This is a genomic window from Sphingobacterium puteale (genome assembly GCF_050986225.1).
Classification (GTDB): domain Bacteria; phylum Bacteroidota; class Bacteroidia; order Sphingobacteriales; family Sphingobacteriaceae; genus Sphingobacterium; species Sphingobacterium puteale.
This window is the reverse complement of record NZ_CP158959.1, coordinates 2,419,030-2,434,822: the sequence shown is the minus strand read 5'-3', so window position 1 is coordinate 2,434,822 and position 15,793 is coordinate 2,419,030. Positions and strand designations below refer to the sequence as shown.

15 protein-coding genes are annotated in these 15,793 nt (G+C 40.7%); 3 read left to right on the top strand and 12 right to left on the bottom strand.

Annotation, left to right across the window (positions count from 1 at the left end; all coding sequences use genetic code 11):
* Window positions 1-166: 166 nt before the first annotated feature.
* From rseP to ABTV71_RS10150, 3 genes are read right to left on the bottom strand one after another with little or no spacing between them, the layout of a single operon-like run.
* Window positions 167-1,492 carry an RIP metalloprotease RseP gene (gene rseP, locus ABTV71_RS10160; RefSeq protein ID WP_433903100.1) on the bottom strand — a complete coding sequence of 442 codons (1,326 nt, stop codon included), beginning with the start codon at window positions 1,490-1,492 and terminating at the stop codon, window positions 167-169.
* 15 nt (window positions 1,493-1,507) lie between these two features.
* Entirely contained in the window at window positions 1,508-2,665 is a 1,158-nt protein-coding gene (locus tag ABTV71_RS10155) for a 1-deoxy-D-xylulose-5-phosphate reductoisomerase (RefSeq protein ID WP_433903099.1), read from the bottom strand.
* A 15-nt stretch (window positions 2,666-2,680) separates the two neighbouring features.
* Window positions 2,681-3,487 carry a beta-carotene 15,15'-monooxygenase gene (locus ABTV71_RS10150; RefSeq protein WP_433903098.1) on the bottom strand — a complete coding sequence of 269 codons (807 nt, stop codon included), beginning with the start codon at window positions 3,485-3,487 and terminating at the stop codon, window positions 2,681-2,683.
* A 429-nt stretch (window positions 3,488-3,916) separates the two neighbouring features.
* Between ABTV71_RS10150 and ABTV71_RS10145 the strand changes: the two genes are divergently transcribed.
* Window positions 3,917-4,669 carry a hypothetical protein gene (locus ABTV71_RS10145; protein WP_433903097.1) on the top strand — a complete coding sequence of 251 codons (753 nt, stop codon included), beginning with the start codon at window positions 3,917-3,919 and terminating at the stop codon, window positions 4,667-4,669.
* A 99-nt stretch (window positions 4,670-4,768) separates the two neighbouring features.
* On the opposite strand, the gene ABTV71_RS10140 is transcribed toward ABTV71_RS10145, so the two are convergent.
* Both ABTV71_RS10140 and dinB read right to left on the bottom strand, forming a co-directional pair.
* A complete protein-coding gene (locus ABTV71_RS10140; RefSeq protein WP_433903096.1) occupies window positions 4,769-6,895 on the bottom strand; it encodes a DPP IV N-terminal domain-containing protein in 2,127 nt (708 codons plus the stop codon).
* Window positions 6,896-7,032: 137 nt separating this feature from the next.
* The gene (gene dinB, locus ABTV71_RS10135) at window positions 7,033-8,130 is read right to left on the bottom strand and encodes a DNA polymerase IV (protein ID WP_433903095.1); all 1,098 of its coding nucleotides are present in this window, start codon (window positions 8,128-8,130) and stop codon (window positions 7,033-7,035) included.
* A 328-nt stretch (window positions 8,131-8,458) separates the two neighbouring features.
* On the opposite strand from dinB, the gene ABTV71_RS10130 reads away from it, so the two are divergent.
* Window positions 8,459-8,863: a hypothetical protein gene (locus ABTV71_RS10130; RefSeq protein WP_121121613.1), complete on the top strand. Its 405-nt coding sequence runs from the start codon at window positions 8,459-8,461 to the stop codon at window positions 8,861-8,863.
* Window positions 8,864-8,884: 21 nt separating this feature from the next.
* Here the strand turns inward: ABTV71_RS10130 and ABTV71_RS10125 are convergent, their stop codons facing one another.
* The 4 genes from ABTV71_RS10125 to ABTV71_RS10110 all read right to left on the bottom strand — a co-directional run bounded on the left by ABTV71_RS10125 (window position 8,885) and on the right by ABTV71_RS10110 (window position 12,720).
* Complete coding sequence (locus ABTV71_RS10125; RefSeq protein ID WP_433903094.1) at window positions 8,885-9,838, bottom strand: exonuclease; 954 nt, start codon at window positions 9,836-9,838, stop codon at window positions 8,885-8,887.
* 4 nt (window positions 9,839-9,842) lie between these two features.
* A complete protein-coding gene (gene coaE, locus ABTV71_RS10120) occupies window positions 9,843-10,418 on the bottom strand; it encodes a dephospho-CoA kinase (protein ID WP_433903093.1) in 576 nt (191 codons plus the stop codon).
* Between the two features lie 15 nt (window positions 10,419-10,433).
* Window positions 10,434-11,384, bottom strand: a complete 951-nt coding sequence (locus ABTV71_RS10115; protein ID WP_121121607.1) for a CdaR family protein — start codon at window positions 11,382-11,384, stop codon at window positions 10,434-10,436.
* Between the two features lie 331 nt (window positions 11,385-11,715).
* Window positions 11,716-12,720: a BtrH N-terminal domain-containing protein gene (locus ABTV71_RS10110; protein WP_433903092.1), complete on the bottom strand. Its 1,005-nt coding sequence runs from the start codon at window positions 12,718-12,720 to the stop codon at window positions 11,716-11,718.
* Between the two features lie 496 nt (window positions 12,721-13,216).
* Between ABTV71_RS10110 and ABTV71_RS10105 the strand changes: the two genes are divergently transcribed.
* Window positions 13,217-13,852 (top strand): hypothetical protein, encoded by a 636-nt coding sequence (locus tag ABTV71_RS10105; RefSeq protein ID WP_433903091.1) that lies wholly within the window; start codon window positions 13,217-13,219, stop codon window positions 13,850-13,852.
* A gap of 154 nt (window positions 13,853-14,006) precedes the next feature.
* On the opposite strand, the gene yajC is transcribed toward ABTV71_RS10105, so the two are convergent.
* Genes yajC through nusB form a run of 3 tightly spaced genes read right to left on the bottom strand, consistent with a single transcriptional unit; the run spans window position 14,007 to window position 15,777 of the window.
* A complete protein-coding gene (gene yajC, locus ABTV71_RS10100; protein WP_121121602.1) occupies window positions 14,007-14,327 on the bottom strand; it encodes a preprotein translocase subunit YajC in 321 nt (106 codons plus the stop codon).
* 26 nt (window positions 14,328-14,353) lie between these two features.
* A complete protein-coding gene (locus ABTV71_RS10095) occupies window positions 14,354-14,815 on the bottom strand; it encodes a DUF1573 domain-containing protein (RefSeq protein ID WP_433903090.1) in 462 nt (153 codons plus the stop codon).
* Between the two features lie 14 nt (window positions 14,816-14,829).
* Window positions 14,830-15,777, bottom strand: coding sequence for a transcription antitermination factor NusB (gene nusB / locus ABTV71_RS10090; protein WP_108632211.1), 948 nt, complete (start codon window positions 15,775-15,777; stop codon window positions 14,830-14,832).
* Window positions 15,778-15,793: the final 16 nt, after the last annotated feature.

The following is a 15,793-nucleotide window of genomic DNA, read 5'->3' as shown; positions in this document are numbered from 1 at the left end:
TTCCTCCCCTATATAAGCCGGGGGGCCTCGAAGTGATCATCATGGCCTATATTTTTTATTTTCAGCAATATACGTCAGCGACTAATGTATCTTGGCTTATTACAACGAAATCGCTCGGAATACCATCTTAATGATGGTGTTCCATCACAGCTACACGTCTTTTAATCTATTTGAACAACTTAAAAATATCATTTCCGAAAATGAACACCATCAGGCCCAAAAGAATAAAGAATCCGACCATTTGTGCTTTTTCAAGAAATTTTTCACTCAGTGGTTTCCCCTGTATCATTTCGATCAGTAAAAACAGCACGTGACCACCATCCAATGCCGGAATAGGCAATAAATTCATAAATGCAAGAGCCATTGAAAGCATCCCGACCAAAGACCAGAAACGGATCCAGTCCACTTCGGTACCAAACAATGTGGCAATACCGATAGGCCCGGACAGTGCTTTATCAGCACGGACTTCGCCTTTGAAAATTTTACCGAATCCTTTGGCATTATCTGTAATCACTGTAAATGCTTTCTTAGCACCGATCGGAAAAGCCTCCATAAGGGTATAATGCGTTGTAAACGACTTAATCGAATTGTCATGGTTGACACTGATACCTAACATGGCATCCGCAGGTACATTTCCTTGTAGAGAAACCTCCGCTCCTGAACGGATTACTTTAATGACAACAGACTTATTGATATTTGCTTTAACTAACGTTCTAAATTGATCAAAGAAAGGTACCGGAGTCTCATTTAGGGCAACAATACTATCTCCTTTAATGAAGCCCATTTTGCTTGCCACCGATCCCGGAGCCACCTGTGCGACACTTGTTGTTTTAAAACGAGGCTCAATAAACTTTTCCCCCTTTTTATCGGACAAGGTATTCAATAGGTCTGCCGGAACCTTGATTTCTGTTGTCGCGCCATCACGTTCTACCGTGAGAGCCACCCCCCCCATCAATACTTTCGAACTGATTAACTCGGAGTAATTTTCAACGCGTTGCCCATCTATTGCGACTACCTTATCACCGGCCTTCAGACCGATAGATTCACCGATAGATCCCGGTACGATACCATTTACCAATTGATCCATTTTGACATCTGTATTGCCCATTTTGAAGGTCAACATCCAAAAGACAAGAACACCTACAACAATATTGACAATAATACCGCCCAACATCACAATCAGACGTTGCCATGCCGGTTTGGAGCGGAATTCCCAAGGTTGTGGCTCGCCCTTCAATTGTTCTGTATCCATTGACTCGTCAATCATACCGGCAATTTTTACATAGCCACCCAAAGGCAACCAGCCTATACCATACTCACAGCCTTTATAATTGAATTTGAACAACTTCACTCCCCATGCATCAAAGAACAAATAGAATTTCTCCACTTTAATGCCAAATGCACGTGCTGCTAAAAAATGTCCTAACTCATGTAGAACGATTAAAATTGACAAGCCTAAAATCACTTGTCCGACCATAATTAAAACACCCATGTATGCTTTCTATATTTAATCTTTGATTATTTCTTTTGTTATTAACCGCGCCAACCGATCAGTTTCCAAATAGTCTTCAAGTGTCGGATTGGCTATAAATTCCACTTTATCCAAGGTACGTTCGATTACATCGCTCATTTCCAGAAAACCAATTTTATCGTCTAAAAAAGCGCCTACAACGACCTCATTAGCGGCGTTCAGTATACAGGATTTATTTCCGCCGGCACGAAGAGTTGCGTAAGCCAGTGCCAAGTTACGAAACGTTTCCATGTCCGCTTTTTCAAAATGAAGCGTTGGATAGTCCATAAAATTGAACCGTTCGAAATTATTTTCAAATCGGGCAGGATAAGTCAATGCGTATTGAATAGGCAACTTCATATCCGGTACCCCCATTTGTGCTTTCATGGAACCATCTTTGAATTGGACCAGGGAGTGCACGATTGACTGAGGATGTACGATAACATCCACCTGATCAATGGCAAGATCGAAAAGCCATTTTGCTTCGATTACTTCCAATCCCTTATTCATCAATGAAGCGGAATCTATCGTAATTTTTGCTCCCATAGACCAATTGGGATGTTTTAAGGCCTGTGCTTTCGTTACCTGCAGCAGCTCGTCCCGATTTCTTCCACGAAAAGGACCACCAGATGCCGTCACATAAATTTTTTCAATGGGGTTTTGCTCCTCACCGACCAGACATTGAAAGATTGCCGAATGTTCGGAATCTACAGGCAACATATGGACACCATATTCTTTGACCAGGGCCATGATCAGCTCCCCTGCGACCACAAGGGTCTCCTTATTGGCCAGGGCAATATCTTTCCCAGATCGGATGGCCGTTACCGTAGGTTTTAATCCTGCAGAACCAACAATCGCATTTAAAACAATAGCGATTTCGGCATATTGTACCGCTTCGATCAGGCCCTCTTCACCGTATAATACAGCTGTCTCCTGAGATGCTAAGGCTTCTTTAACTTTTTTGTATTGGATCGGATCGGTCACAACGACCGATTTTGGTTTAAACTCTAAGGCTTGTTTGATCAATAATTCGCCATTGCTGCCGCAAGTCAGAACAACTGCCTCAAACTTATCCGAAAAGGCTCTAATAACATCCAAGGCTTGTGTACCGACACTACCCGTTGCCCCTAAAATGGCAATTCCTTTTTTACTCAAAACCTTCTCTCTTTATTAAAATATATTATTCAAAATCTTCGGATCCTCTCCACCGTGGTAGTCCGACATCATTTCCCGGTAAGCAACCGAGACAACAATACAGGCCAAAGGTACCACTAAGAATGAGCTCACAATGTTCAAAATAATAAAAATTATGTAATATTCTAAATAATTAAAATACATCTGCAATAATTGAAAAAAAGCAAATACCGCCAGGATCAATAATAATTTGAATACATTTCCTTTGGTCAACGCAAAACTAAAGCGTAGTGACTTAAAGGTGCCCGCATGTTTATCAATGATAAAGAAAGGGTAAAATGCAACACGAATAATCAAAATAAAAGTCAATATTGCAGCTACAAAAACCACATAGACGGTGAATTTACCCATGATTTCTGCGCGATTTTCACCATTTTCAAATAAATATAAAAATGGAAGCGACACTGCCCCCAATAGCATCAATAACGCAATAGACATCACCATGATACTCAGCATTGCGCCGAAAAAATAAGCTAATTCTTTTGAACTTGGTATGCAATGGATCAATTTTTTATCCTCGTTACCATCTATGAGATTAAGGATATATTTAAACAAAGTAAGATTCAGTCCAAAATACATTACCATAAAAAAGAAGGCCATAAAACCACTCAGCACCACATTAAAATCACTGATCGTCGTGGCCAAAAAATTAGATAAACCAGAGGTTACAAACAGTAAAAAACACAAGCCAGCAACCGAAAAGTAATGCTTTTTCAGGAGCTCCAACGACCTATTAAAAACTTCATTTACGGCAAAAGTACTTTCCTTTAGGAATTGAATCATTTTTTCTTTGAATAAACTTTTACAAAGATGCCATTATTTTTAATTTTCAACAATTTACACCCCCATAAAATTGACATTTTTTAAGTTTTTTAACATCCTATTCAACCCAAGTATTTTTACTGGCCTTCGTATGCTCAGTTATTTTCCATCCCTGTAAAATCTCTCCCTAATAAGGGCAATAAAAGCTACCATATGTTAATTGCCTGTCCCTGCGTTCCCATTGCCATCATCCCCCTTATTCACAAAAACTCTAGGCTGCCCGAGCTCTCAATTAATATCCAGGATTTTTTCCTATTTTAGAAGATCCTGACAAAATCATTTATCGCTTCAGCGAGATGATGTGATCTACCAAATCATGCTGTTGCCCGAAACAAGCAAACAGCCGAAAATAAGTTAAAGCAAAATCACTATAAGATACACCCAACAAGAATGGAAACAGAAGATCCTTATCGCCACATGGAATTTGAAGAATTCCAGTTGTTATCCACCCCCTATGAACTTCATAAATTAGCGACACAATGTTTTTTCTACATCCAACAATGGATCGTTGAGAGCCCATTTTGTAGTGAGGCCACCGCCCTTATGATCTTCTGGAATAACTATCCTTTTGAAGCTATTCGTCGAAGCTGGAAAACAAGGAAAGGAACTGACGAAAACTTTGGCATTATAAAAACGGTTATAAATAATTTTGAGAAAGAGTTTTATCTCAAAACAGCTATCAGCTACGATCCCGCTGAAAAAATTGCACAAGCTCCTAAAATACCGAATGTTGTTTTGCAAGCAAGTCACGGAGAGGAACCTTATGTTTATTTAGAAGAAAAGGAAGTACATAGCTGGTTTGGAGAACATCTGATCAATCAGATCATCCGGAGTGACAGCACTGTTGAATTGTACAACATTGCAGCCTTATTAAAACATCGCGAATTCGACGTATATCAATGTGTAATCGGACATAAATATTGTGACAAAGCAATTGCGCTTATGGTTTATTGGCTGCTTGAAAGGTACTCGACCTTGGCATTATATGCTGAAGATTGGCCGGAAATAAGGGCCATTTTGGAAAATATTGTTGATAGGCTCGAGCGAAATGAATACCCTGAGATTTTGAGTTACGATCCGGTCAAAGAGGTAAACCCCATCAAATGGGAGATCCCGGAACACTTATTTAACAGAATCAACTAACTAAACAAAAAAACACGCGATTTAGCTGAACCGCGTGTTTTTCTGTAATCACATAGATATCCTGAGACTTTCCGGGCTCAAATACCGGAACCCAGCAATCTACTTAAACTCTTTTGGAAGAGGTTTCTCCAATAGATATTGATAGTAGAAACGTGCACGCTCATTAAAGTCATATTTACTTTTTGTACGGTCAAATCCATGACGGCTGCCCGGATAGATCATCAATTCAAAAGGTACACTTCTATCTGTTAATTTATCAACCAGTTGCGTTGTATTCTGCAGATGGACATTATCATCCATATCGCCATGCATGATACGCAGTACGCCTTTGTAATTGTTTGCATAAGTCAAGACCGACCCAGCTTTATAACCTTCAGGATTATCTTGAGGTGTATCCATCCAACGCTCGGTATAATGGGTATCGTACAACTCCCAAGACGTTACCGGAGCACCAGCAATACCAAAGTCAAATACATCAGCAGCTTTAGTCATCGCCAGACAGGTCATATAACCACCGTAGCTATGGCCTGTGATCAATACTTTGTTTTTAGCTACCCAAGACTGAGATTTCAACCATTTTACGATAGTAGAATAATCAATAATTTCCCAATGTCCCAGATTACGGTGCATGTAAGCTACGCCCTGTTTACCGAAGTGACCAGAAGCCCTGTGATCCGCCGAAACCTGGATAACACCTTCATTCGCCCAATACTGATTGCCCGTGCCTTTCCAGGTATCCTTCACAGTACCCGCATCCGGACCACCATAGATACTGAAAACAACAGGGTAAGTTTTCGATTTGTCAAAATCCGTAGGATAAGTGATCGTCAGTGGTAAATCAAATAGACCGTCATCCGACTTAATATGTAAATACTCCGTTTTACCGTAAGTGTACGAACTAAAGTCCGCAGCTTTGCTATCTGCCAATTGACGGACCACTTTACCCTGATTGTCCACTAAAGCAAAACGGTCCGGTGTGCTCACGTTAGAATATCGGGTGATAAAATACTTGCCATCAGGCGATACATTGACATCATGTGAATATTCACCAAAGGTCAAACGTTTGAGATTTTTACCGGAGTAATCTACACGGTACAGATCAAAACGGGCTGAATTTTCTTTACGTGCAGTAAAATAAAGCACCTTATTTTTCTCGTCTACTCGTTTGATTTCAGTCACCTGCCAATCGCCGGATGTAATCGGATTTACTAAAGTGCCATCCAACTTATACAGGTAATAATGTGCCCAGCCCGTTTTATCCGATTTTAAAATGTAATATCTGTTGTCGGCAAGGTAAGTAATACGCTCGTCATGATCCAGGTTGATCCAAGAAGCTTGACGTTCATCATAAATCTCTTTTTTCGAACCAGTATTTGGATCCACCTGATAGAATTTCAGGTTGTTCTGATCCCTGTTCATCCATTGCACCATGATATTTTTACTATCAAAAGCCCAATATGGCTGCCCGAAATACTGATCATCCTTTTCATTGAAATCCGCCCAAGTTACCTTACCACCGTTCAGCTGCACGATACCCACTTTGACTTCAGGATTCGGATCACCCGCTTTCGGATAACGGGTCTCTTCGAGATAACCATGCTGTCCTTTGGATGAATATATCGGAAACATGGGTACTTTGGTATCATCAAAACGCATAAAAGCGATTTTTTTGCTATCCGGAGACCACCAAAAAGCTTTATAATTTGTCGAACGACCCAAAATTTCCTCGTAGTAAACCCATGAAGACCAGCCGTTGTAGATGACATCAGTACCATCGTTGGTATATTGTGTTTCTTTTCCAGTATTTACTTCCACACTATACAAGTTACTTCTGCGTGTGAAGGCCACATATTGACCATCTGGCGATAAGGTTGGATTCTGTTCGGCAATCTCGGGTGAATTGGTCAGTTTTTTCGCTGTTCCAGAGCCATTTCTGATAAAAATATCATTATTCTCAACATAGACCACAGTTCCCTCTTTTGCTGGAATAGTATAGATACTTCTCTTTCCCGATTTGACATCGACCTGATAGAGCCGGCTATCGTTGACGTCATTTTCGAGATAAGCAGCCCCATCCGCCCAGCCTGGATATTGATTTGTGCGCACGGTTAAAGATTGTTTCTGTCCCCAGGATTGCGCAAAATCCAATTTTTTCTGCGCAAAAGTCAGATCATGCACAAAAAACACAATAGATGCACCTAAGAGCACTCTTGATACTGTATTCATTAATTCTTGGATATGTTTATTAATTATTTCAGCTAAGATAAAGAATTGCGATAAATAACAACGATTTTACCTGTAACAAGCTTATTCACCCGATACCTATCAGATGACCATTCTTGAAATGGGGAGGATTTTACAGCCTACCGACAATTTTCAAAAAGAGCAAGCTGCACACCTTCTTTTGGAAAATCGGTCTCTTCGACGAAATTAGAAATTGAAACTCCAAGCAGCCTCACCTTATTGGCTAAAGCAATCTTACTCAACAGACTATGAGCTGTCGCATAGATTTTCTCTTCGGAATCAAAACTTGTATCCAGTGTAAGGCTTCGTGTCAACTGTACGAAATCAGCATACTTAAGTTTCAGGGTTAATGTCCTGCCTGATATTTCCTTTTTTCCGATGCGCTCCCAAAGCTGTTTACTCAGTCTCTGAAGAATGGCATTCAGTTCCTCAAAAGTTTCAATATCTGCGTCGAATGTATCCTCTATTCCGACCGATTTACTGCTCCGATTGGGTGTGACCGGCCGGTCGTCTATGCCACGAACAATACGGTAAAAAAAATGCCCGGTCTTACCAAACCAACGCACCAGATCGTCTTCGCGCTGTTTTTTGAGATCCATCCCTGTAAATAAACCCAGCTCGTGCATTTTCTTGGCGGTCACCTTACCTACACCAAAGAATTTCTCTACCGGTAAGGATTCCATAAATTTCAGAATCTTTGAAGGCCCTATAAATGTCAAGCCATTGGGTTTATCCATATCGGAGGCAATCTTGGCGACAAATTTATTGACCGAAACCCCGGCGGAGACAGTCAGATTAAGCTCTTCTTTGATTGCAGATTTGATCGCTTTGGCGATGTCAATGGCTGAACCAATGCCCTGTTTGTCCATCGTTACATCCAGAAAGGCCTCATCCAGCGACAAGGGTTCAATCAAGTCAGTATACCGCTGAAAGATTTCCCTGATCTGATAGGAAACCTGTTTATACACATCAAATCGTGGCCGTGTAAATATGATCTCCGGACAGAGCTGCAGTGCTTTGCGGGAGCTCATGGCTGATTTGACACCAAATTTCCGTGCTTCATAGCTGGCCGTAGCCACTACCCCCCGCCCATCAGGCGAACCACCTACCGCGATAGCCTTCCCCCGGTATTCCGGAAAATCCCGCTGATCCACAGATGCATAAAAAGCATCCATATCCAGATGGATAATTTTGCGGTATGTTTGGGGTGAATCCATTATCCAAATTTACAAAAATTAGCAAGAATCACTATAAACCACGACAAAATACTAACATAATTAGTTCATCAAACCAATTCTCAGGCAGTTAATTTCTGAATCAGACCCACTGGTATTATTGCCGGTACTTTTTCACCCTTTAGAGGCAGATCATGCGCTCCGCGCTGACCACTCCTCATGCTGCCCCTGCTCTCATTAGCAATGATACTTTTCAACCCGCTATAATTGGCCGAGTTCTTGTGTATGATGGACATGGGCAGCTTTGCGCCAAAACATATTTGAATAAAATGAAAAGAAAATAATACAGTAAAAACTAGCGTAAAAAATTATGGAAAATTTACCGGAACAAAAAAAGACTAAATCAGGATTTAAGAAATTTCTATTTATTCTGTTGCTCTTTTTGTTAGTAGGCTTTGGGTCTTATGGTTACTGGAAATACTATTACGTCTTTGGTGAAGGCGTAAAATCAGGTTATCTAAATTTTGCTGTCAAAAAAGGCAATATATTTAAGACCTATGAGGGAAAGCTGATTCAGGAAGGATTTGGTAGTGTCAAGACTGGCGGAATTGCCAGCAACCAATTCGAATTTTCTATTGAAGATGATTCTATATTTCGCCAGCTTGAGCTCAATAGCGGTAAATATTTCGATCTTCAATACAAAGAATATCATGGGGTATTGCCCTGGCGTGGCAATACGGTATACGTTGTTGACAAGATTATCAATATGAAATAATAAAGGAGGGTATACCCTCCTTTATGCTGAGTGCACATCTCTTACAATTAACTGTTCGCCAAAATAGCTTTTGAGTATCGTGCCATCACCATGCAATGTCCACACCTCCCGTGGAGCCACAAGCTTAATATAATGCAAGATATCGTTCCAGTCCACATGATCCGATATATACAATTCGATATCATTCTGTGCCTGTAGCCGCTTCCATCCAGAGGCGAAGGCACGCAATACTTTTGTAGCCCTAAAATAGCTGTTGAAGGTCATGGGTGGCACCAGATAAACCTTATTCTGTTCACCCTGTTTCATTTCTCTGCGGTTATAAGGCTCATAGATCATTTTTTTAAACCCATGCTCATCATATAGGCGATGATAAGGCAATATTCCACTGTGGACCAATACCCTTCTTTCTGGGCAGTACCTATTGATTAGATCCGTCACCCGTTGCGCTTTACCAAGCACGTAAGTTCCCAATAGAATATTGCTCGCATGCCCCTCCAGTTTCTTGATCTCCTGAATGGGATCCGGATGGATAACTTCAGGATTTGCGAAAGTACTTTCGGTAATCAATACATCAGCCTGCTGCACTTCGATAGGTTCACAGGTCTCATCAGCCTGCAATTTGTAGTCGCCGGTATACAAATAGCGTACCCCCTGATATTCCATTAAGATTTGCGCCGATCCTAATATATGGCCAGCTGCTAAAAAGGTAATTTCCACCGGACCGATTTTAAAAGTGCCGTTGAACAATTTGACCTGATAGGAATCCTTACGGTTCTGCTTATAACGATAGCTCATAAACAATGCCGTTCCATTAGTACAATAGACATAATCATGTCCTGAACTGGCGTGGTCGCCATGGGCATGAGATACCACATTATGTGTTACGGGGCTACCCGCATCGATAAAAAAGTCGCCATAACGGCAATAATACCCTTCCGGTTTTCTGACCAGAAAGTCAGACAATATGATAGACATATATTTATTTTAGAAATTTTTGATGCAATGTCCACACTTGCGGTAGTAGTGGAGTGATTCCATCGTTAACGATGACGAAGTCCGCAAGCTGCAGTTTTTCCTCGTCAGACAATTGTTTGTTAATACGTTCGCGTACCTGTTGTTCCGTTGCGCCATCCCGCTCGATGACACGCTGTATGCGAATATCCATTGGCGCAGTAACCAATATGGTATAATCCAGTTCTTTGTATGAGCCACTTTCAAAAAGGAGCGCAGCTTCTTTGAGTGAATAACGTGTAGTCTGCCGCTCGGCCCAGTCTTTCGCTTCCTGGATGACAATCGGGTGTACAATGCTATTTAACAGTTCCAGTTTATCCTTATCCGAAAAGACCATATCGGCCAGGAATGCCCGGTCCAGCAGCCCATCCTTGTAAGTTGCCTCACCAAACTGCGCAATAAGTTTTTCCTTGATCCGTATATCGGTATTCATCAACCTTTTGGCTTCCTCATCCGCGTTATAAACTGGTATCCCCAAAGCTTCAAAGAGCTTGCAGATAAAAGTCTTTCCGGAACCTATTCCGCCTGTTATTCCTATTTTCATCCCCATTTTTATTCCCTATTTTCGTACAAAGAAGTCCACATTTTGCGGCACGACACTGATAATCTTACAGTAATCCGGCACCTTGGTCAGCAGGATTGGCAGGTATTGCACCTCATTCTTTTCCCAGTCTGCCAGATCCACCACCGCCTCAAAATCACGGGATGTATAATTGTTATAATCCTTGACCGACATCAGTACCGTGATCACCACTTTACTGGGATTGGGCCTTACGGAACTATAACGCTGTCCATTTTCAACCTTTACAGGCAGTTCGATAACCTTCTCCGTCAGCTCCCCTACGGGCATCAGTACCTCCACGGATGTGGGATAAACATTGATATTTCCCTTTTGATTGCGTGCGAGATTGGCCACTGTGCGCACATCAGTTTCCACTTCTTTCCCACGAACAGTATCTGTATCCCAATATTCAATGGTAGAAACATCTTCGTATGGCCCTGTTATGGTCACGTATGCAGGGGTGACCTTAGTATCAGCGATAACACCATAGCCCTTTTTAAATAAGATATTGGACAATGGCTTTACAGGAACCTTGCGCTGTGTTTGTTTTGAGAAATCGAAAAACAAGGTATCAGGGCTCACCGACACCACACGTTGTTCATGTGGAAACTGGCGGTTGATAAATCCCAGCTGATTAGAGAATACGATCCAATCTTTTGTTTTCAGCGAGCTGAGGTCCACCTGCACTTTGGGTGTTTTCAGTGCCGCTTTCGAAAACAGGAATTGCCATCCCGTCATCTCGAGCTTTACTTTAACCGTATCCGATTGTTGGGGGTGAAAAGCTCGTTTTTCGGGCAGATTGACATATTCTATCGCAGCCTTGACAGATACCGTATATTGGTTGGAAATTGAAAACAACAACCAAGCCAGCAACGAAATTGCAACACAACGCACAAAGATGTTGATCTTGCGTCGTTGGGTCTTATTTAATCGAACTGCGTTTGCCATGTTACAAACTTAATCAATTTGCGTAAAAATCAGTTCTTGGTGGGATAAAAACTTGGATTGGAAGCAACCTTTCCCTTAAGTAACTTTAAAAAGTTCAATATCTCTTCATCAGACAAATCCATAGACTATTTTTGAAGAAAGGGTTTATGTAAAATTTTAGCCTTTTTAAGCGTTTGCTGAATTTTGTAAAGGCGCGTAGCCATTTCAAATTGTTCTTAATATGTACGGCTAAGGCCTTCTTTCAACAAAGCGATCTCAGATTCACTAAAAGACCGCGAGGCATTTTCTTTGCTACTATACATCGTATTAAACTTCGTTAAAAACTATTTCTTTACGAAAACACATGATTATTTGGGCATTCATATAAGGTCCCCAACCGCTCCATCGCCTTTTTCTCTTTATCAGCTAGAATTTTGAGTATTTCCGAAGCTTGCTGTATGTATTCAATCCGAGCTGTCTCACTGATTTGATGAAATAAGTCTGAAACGGATTTCCATAACAAAGCGATTTCCATAAATTCTTGATGTACTTCATGGAGTTGCTCAATCTGGAGCAGGTCATAACTTTCTTTTAGAAAATCGCGATACAAATTTCGGAACAGTGCACCGCCTGTGCCGGCTTTTTCCATCAGATTGGCAGCCATTTTAAATTCCGTGGCTACATCCCTACTTCTATTAAACCATTTTATAAGCTCCTGACCCGTTTTCAAAATCCCCTTGTAAGAAATATTTGTGATGGGCGGATTCAGGTATTCGTTTGCATTGTTGATAATAGCGGTAATGACAGCTTTTTTTAAGTCAAAGTTTTCACTCATTCGCTGTATTGTATAGTATAAGTTATTCGATGCCATTGGCCCCTTCTCAGCTCTCGCCAAAGCCAGACTTTCGAGTGAGGTTTTGACCTTCCCCCCCTGTTGCCTGGTATCGACCAAAAAAGCGCTTTGATCGTCATAGTCGTAAATCGCAACATAGTGCCCAGCGAAATGGAACGGATTAGAGAAATACTCAAGGTAGTAGGCATCAAGTTTGAGCCCAACGATTTGCCCCTCATCCAAAAGCTGTTTGACCTGCTGCCAGGCCTTTGTTTTTGAGGTGGTTTCCCTTACAGAAAGCTCGAGATTGAGGTTTTTACAGAGATTCTTTGTCAACAGATCAGTCTTGATACGTCCACCCAAAAAAGGGAAATCCATTGTTTTCATATTCCAATAGATAAAACTAAGCCCCTCCCCGAGTCCAAAAAGCATGGGTTCAGAAAGTTCAATTCCAAGCTGCCGCAGTAAAGTTCCAGTAGCTGTAGTTTCACAATGTTGTCCGTCAAACAGTTTTAGATTGTTCATGATGTTTCTTTTGCTTAAAATTAACTGTCTGAATTGACATCACTATGTCAGTAGTTATAGATTTGAAAACACCATCAATACAACAAGGACCGTCAATATTTTCAGCCCCTCATTCCGACTGTCAATATTTATTTTCATAATTGATGACACGAGCCTTTAAGTTACAAAAAAATTATTATCACTAGTAACGCTTTCAATTTTACCTCGGTTGATAAATTCTAAAGCTGAAATCAGTTTTTAACGTCATAGTATCTATGGTAATGCTCTTCATTATGCTAGGTACAAAGATAATATTTGCTTATTACCAAATTCGCCATTAATAGGGTTTATACAGGGGGTTTACAGGGGGTTAACAGGGGTATTACAGGGATAGATCCCTATTAACCCCTTATTAATACACTGTAAAAATCGTGTTACTTCACTTTTAATTTCGAATTTGGTATTAATTTGGTAATAAGCTAGATACCAGCAATTATAAACAATAAAAACAAAGACTATGGCAATCTTACAAAATGGGCCTAATGGTCCAATTACCGGAAAATTTGGCTCTGTCAGTGCTTATATGTTAAATGGTCAAAATGTGGTCCGCGGGCCGAAAAGAAAACGCACTTCCCCTCCAAGCGAGTCAGAACTCCTGAATAGAAAAAAACAGAAAGTTGCCGGACGATTTGCCGGAGACAATCGGCCGATACTAGACTTTGGTTACAAGTTTTTGGCAGAAAAAGGAAGCCGCATAGGAGCGTTCCAATTGGCCCAACGCCATATTTTTAAGGAAGCCATGGAACTGGATTCGGAGAATGATCCTTTCATTAACCCTGAAAAGCTAGTTGTATTTGCAGGACAGCTTAGGCCATTATCAAACTGTCAGGTTAGCCTTCACGGTAGTGTAATCGCTCTCAAATGGACACCTGATGCGCAATATGAGGGTAGCTTCTACAAAATCAATCTGGCATTGATTGGTTTATATGGTGAATCTCATTTGAAAACTTCCATTGCAGAGGTAAATCAGGGTAGCTGTTCATTACAATTTGATGAAATAAGTACAAAAAGCTGTGACTATCACGTTTACGTCTGCATATGGGATACGCTGAATGGCGGCTTTTCAAATTCCACTTACTGTGGAGTTATATAAAGTAGACAGTCTAAAGGCTCACGACAAACGAAGGATAGCATAGAGGCTCCCGTACAACGGTGGAATCGAAAAGCTGCAATCGGAAAAAATCCTTTAAATAAATAAAGCCAGACCCTTTTGGAGACTGGCTTTGCTATTTTTTCGATAAAGACGCTTAAGAAGCGCTTTTTTCAGTTGCGTTCGCAGCTTTTGAAGCATCTAAAGCAATGGCAGACTTGTCAAAACGGATTCTTACGCCTGAACCTACATCGACCAAGAAAGTAGTGTCAGATACCTCTACGATGCGTCCGTGGATGCCCGCAGTAGTAACAACTTTAGCGTTTACGCCCAATTCTTCAATATATTTCTTATGGTCTTTTTGCTTCTTCATCTGTGGTCTGATCATGAAGAAATAAAATACCACAATGATCAAAACCATTGGTAAAAAACTCATCATGTTACTGCCACCTGCTGCTTGTAATAATACTGTATTCATCTGTTATTATATCGTTTAATAATGTGTTATTTCGCTAATACTTCACCCTTTAACTGGACGGTCGTCATACTATTGGAAGCATTCGATTGGACCGTGATAATCTTTTGCTGCTTACCCACCTGTCCCTCACTCTTGAAAGTCACCTGGATATCCGATGTTCCTCCCGGTAAAATAGGACTTTTTGAAAACTCAGGTTGTGTACAGCCACATGAAGCCGTCACTTTGGACAAAATAACCGGCGCATCACCCGTATTCTTCAATACGAACGTGTGCTTTACTTCTGCACCTTCTTTGATCTGGCCAAAATCGAAAGCCGATTCAGCAAATTCTACTTTACCCAATTGCGCAGCAGCTTTAGAAAGACTGTCTGTGGCTACCGCCTCAGTTCCTGTGTTAGCCGTTTCTGCTTGTCCTTTTTGTGCATTTCCACAAGAAAAGAAAAGGGCCGATGCCAAAGCTAAGACTGAATATTTACTAAAGTTTTTCATTTGTTGATTGATCTTTAATCCCTTAAACCACGACCTGCCTTCTGGATTCTTCCCTGTTGGTTCAAGTCGCTTAATATTTTATCTAAGATACCATTAATAAATGTATTACTTTTCAAAGTACTGAATACCTTTGAAATTTCAATATACTCATTTATTGTCACTTTCACAGGAATAGATGGAAAATTCACCAATTCGCATATTGCCATGCGCATCAATAAGGTATCCATCAGCGCAATACGATCTGATTCCCAATTCTTTGTCTTATCAGAGATCAGTTTCTGATACTCATTTGTATTGCGGATTGTCTTACCCAACAAGGCAATCACATAATCGCTGTCATCGTTCCAGTTTTGGGTGATTTCAGCAAGCTTGTTTTTACGTGGATCCTCCGAACTGAAGTTCTTAAAAGTTTTCGCGATCAATGCTTGCAACACTTCTTTATCGACAGGCCAGTTGATAAATTTCTCCTCAAAAACCTGCTCGATAACCGGTGATTTCAAAATGATCTTTTTAAAGATATGCTTAATGATATCTTTTTCCGTACCGATCGAACGGTCCTCCTGCTGCAAATATTCCAAATAAGCCTCAGAATCCTTTAACTGCAAAAATACCGTACGCACGATCTCCGGGTCAAAGCTCCATGAAATCTTATATTTTTTGACTCCCTCGGCATATTGCGGATTTTGTCTCAATGACTCAATAAAAGTATTTGTACTCAACTTGGTCGTTAAGGACAAGTCTTTTTCAGTCGGCAAAAACTTGTTGGCTCTGCCTTCTGCGTCTATCAATACATAATCGGATACCTCATCCAATAGATTTAGTGTCCAGATATACATCTCGTAGACCTCATCCACATTTTTTAATAGTGCTTTTTCAAATGTTTTGATGTCTTTGTCTTCTGTAAGACTGTACGCATAAAGCGTTTGCACTACTTTTACCCTCAGGTGTCTCCTGTTTAACATAGTAATTTTAAAGAAC

Bases quoted from the DNA above. Each gene is read 5' to 3' on its own strand.
- rseP (WP_433903100.1), bottom strand. From the start codon at position 1,492: ATGGGTGTTTTAATTATGGTCGGACAAGTGATTTTAGGCTTGTCAATT.
- ABTV71_RS10105 (WP_433903091.1), top strand. From the start codon at position 13,217: ATGGCAATCTTACAAAATGGGCCTAATGGTCCAATTACCGGAAAATTT.
- ABTV71_RS10145 (WP_433903097.1), top strand. From the start codon at position 3,917: ATGGAAACAGAAGATCCTTATCGCCACATGGAATTTGAAGAATTCCAG.
- ABTV71_RS10110 (WP_433903092.1), bottom strand. From the start codon at position 12,720: ATGAACAATCTAAAACTGTTTGACGGACAACATTGTGAAACTACAGCT.
- yajC (WP_121121602.1), bottom strand. From the start codon at position 14,327: ATGAATACAGTATTATTACAAGCAGCAGGTGGCAGTAACATGATGAGT.
- dinB (WP_433903095.1), bottom strand. From the start codon at position 8,130: ATGGATTCACCCCAAACATACCGCAAAATTATCCATCTGGATATGGAT.
- ABTV71_RS10125 (WP_433903094.1), bottom strand. From the start codon at position 9,838: ATGTCTATCATATTGTCTGACTTTCTGGTCAGAAAACCGGAAGGGTAT.
- ABTV71_RS10095 (WP_433903090.1), bottom strand. From the start codon at position 14,815: ATGAAAAACTTTAGTAAATATTCAGTCTTAGCTTTGGCATCGGCCCTT.
- coaE (WP_433903093.1), bottom strand. From the start codon at position 10,418: ATGAAAATAGGAATAACAGGCGGAATAGGTTCCGGAAAGACTTTTATC.
- ABTV71_RS10115 (WP_121121607.1), bottom strand. From the start codon at position 11,384: ATGGCAAACGCAGTTCGATTAAATAAGACCCAACGACGCAAGATCAAC.
- ABTV71_RS10140 (WP_433903096.1), bottom strand. From the start codon at position 6,895: ATGAATACAGTATCAAGAGTGCTCTTAGGTGCATCTATTGTGTTTTTT.
- ABTV71_RS10150 (WP_433903098.1), bottom strand. From the start codon at position 3,487: ATGATTCAATTCCTAAAGGAAAGTACTTTTGCCGTAAATGAAGTTTTT.
- nusB (WP_108632211.1), bottom strand. From the start codon at position 15,777: ATGTTAAACAGGAGACACCTGAGGGTAAAAGTAGTGCAAACGCTTTAT.
- ABTV71_RS10130 (WP_121121613.1), top strand. From the start codon at position 8,459: ATGGAAAATTTACCGGAACAAAAAAAGACTAAATCAGGATTTAAGAAA.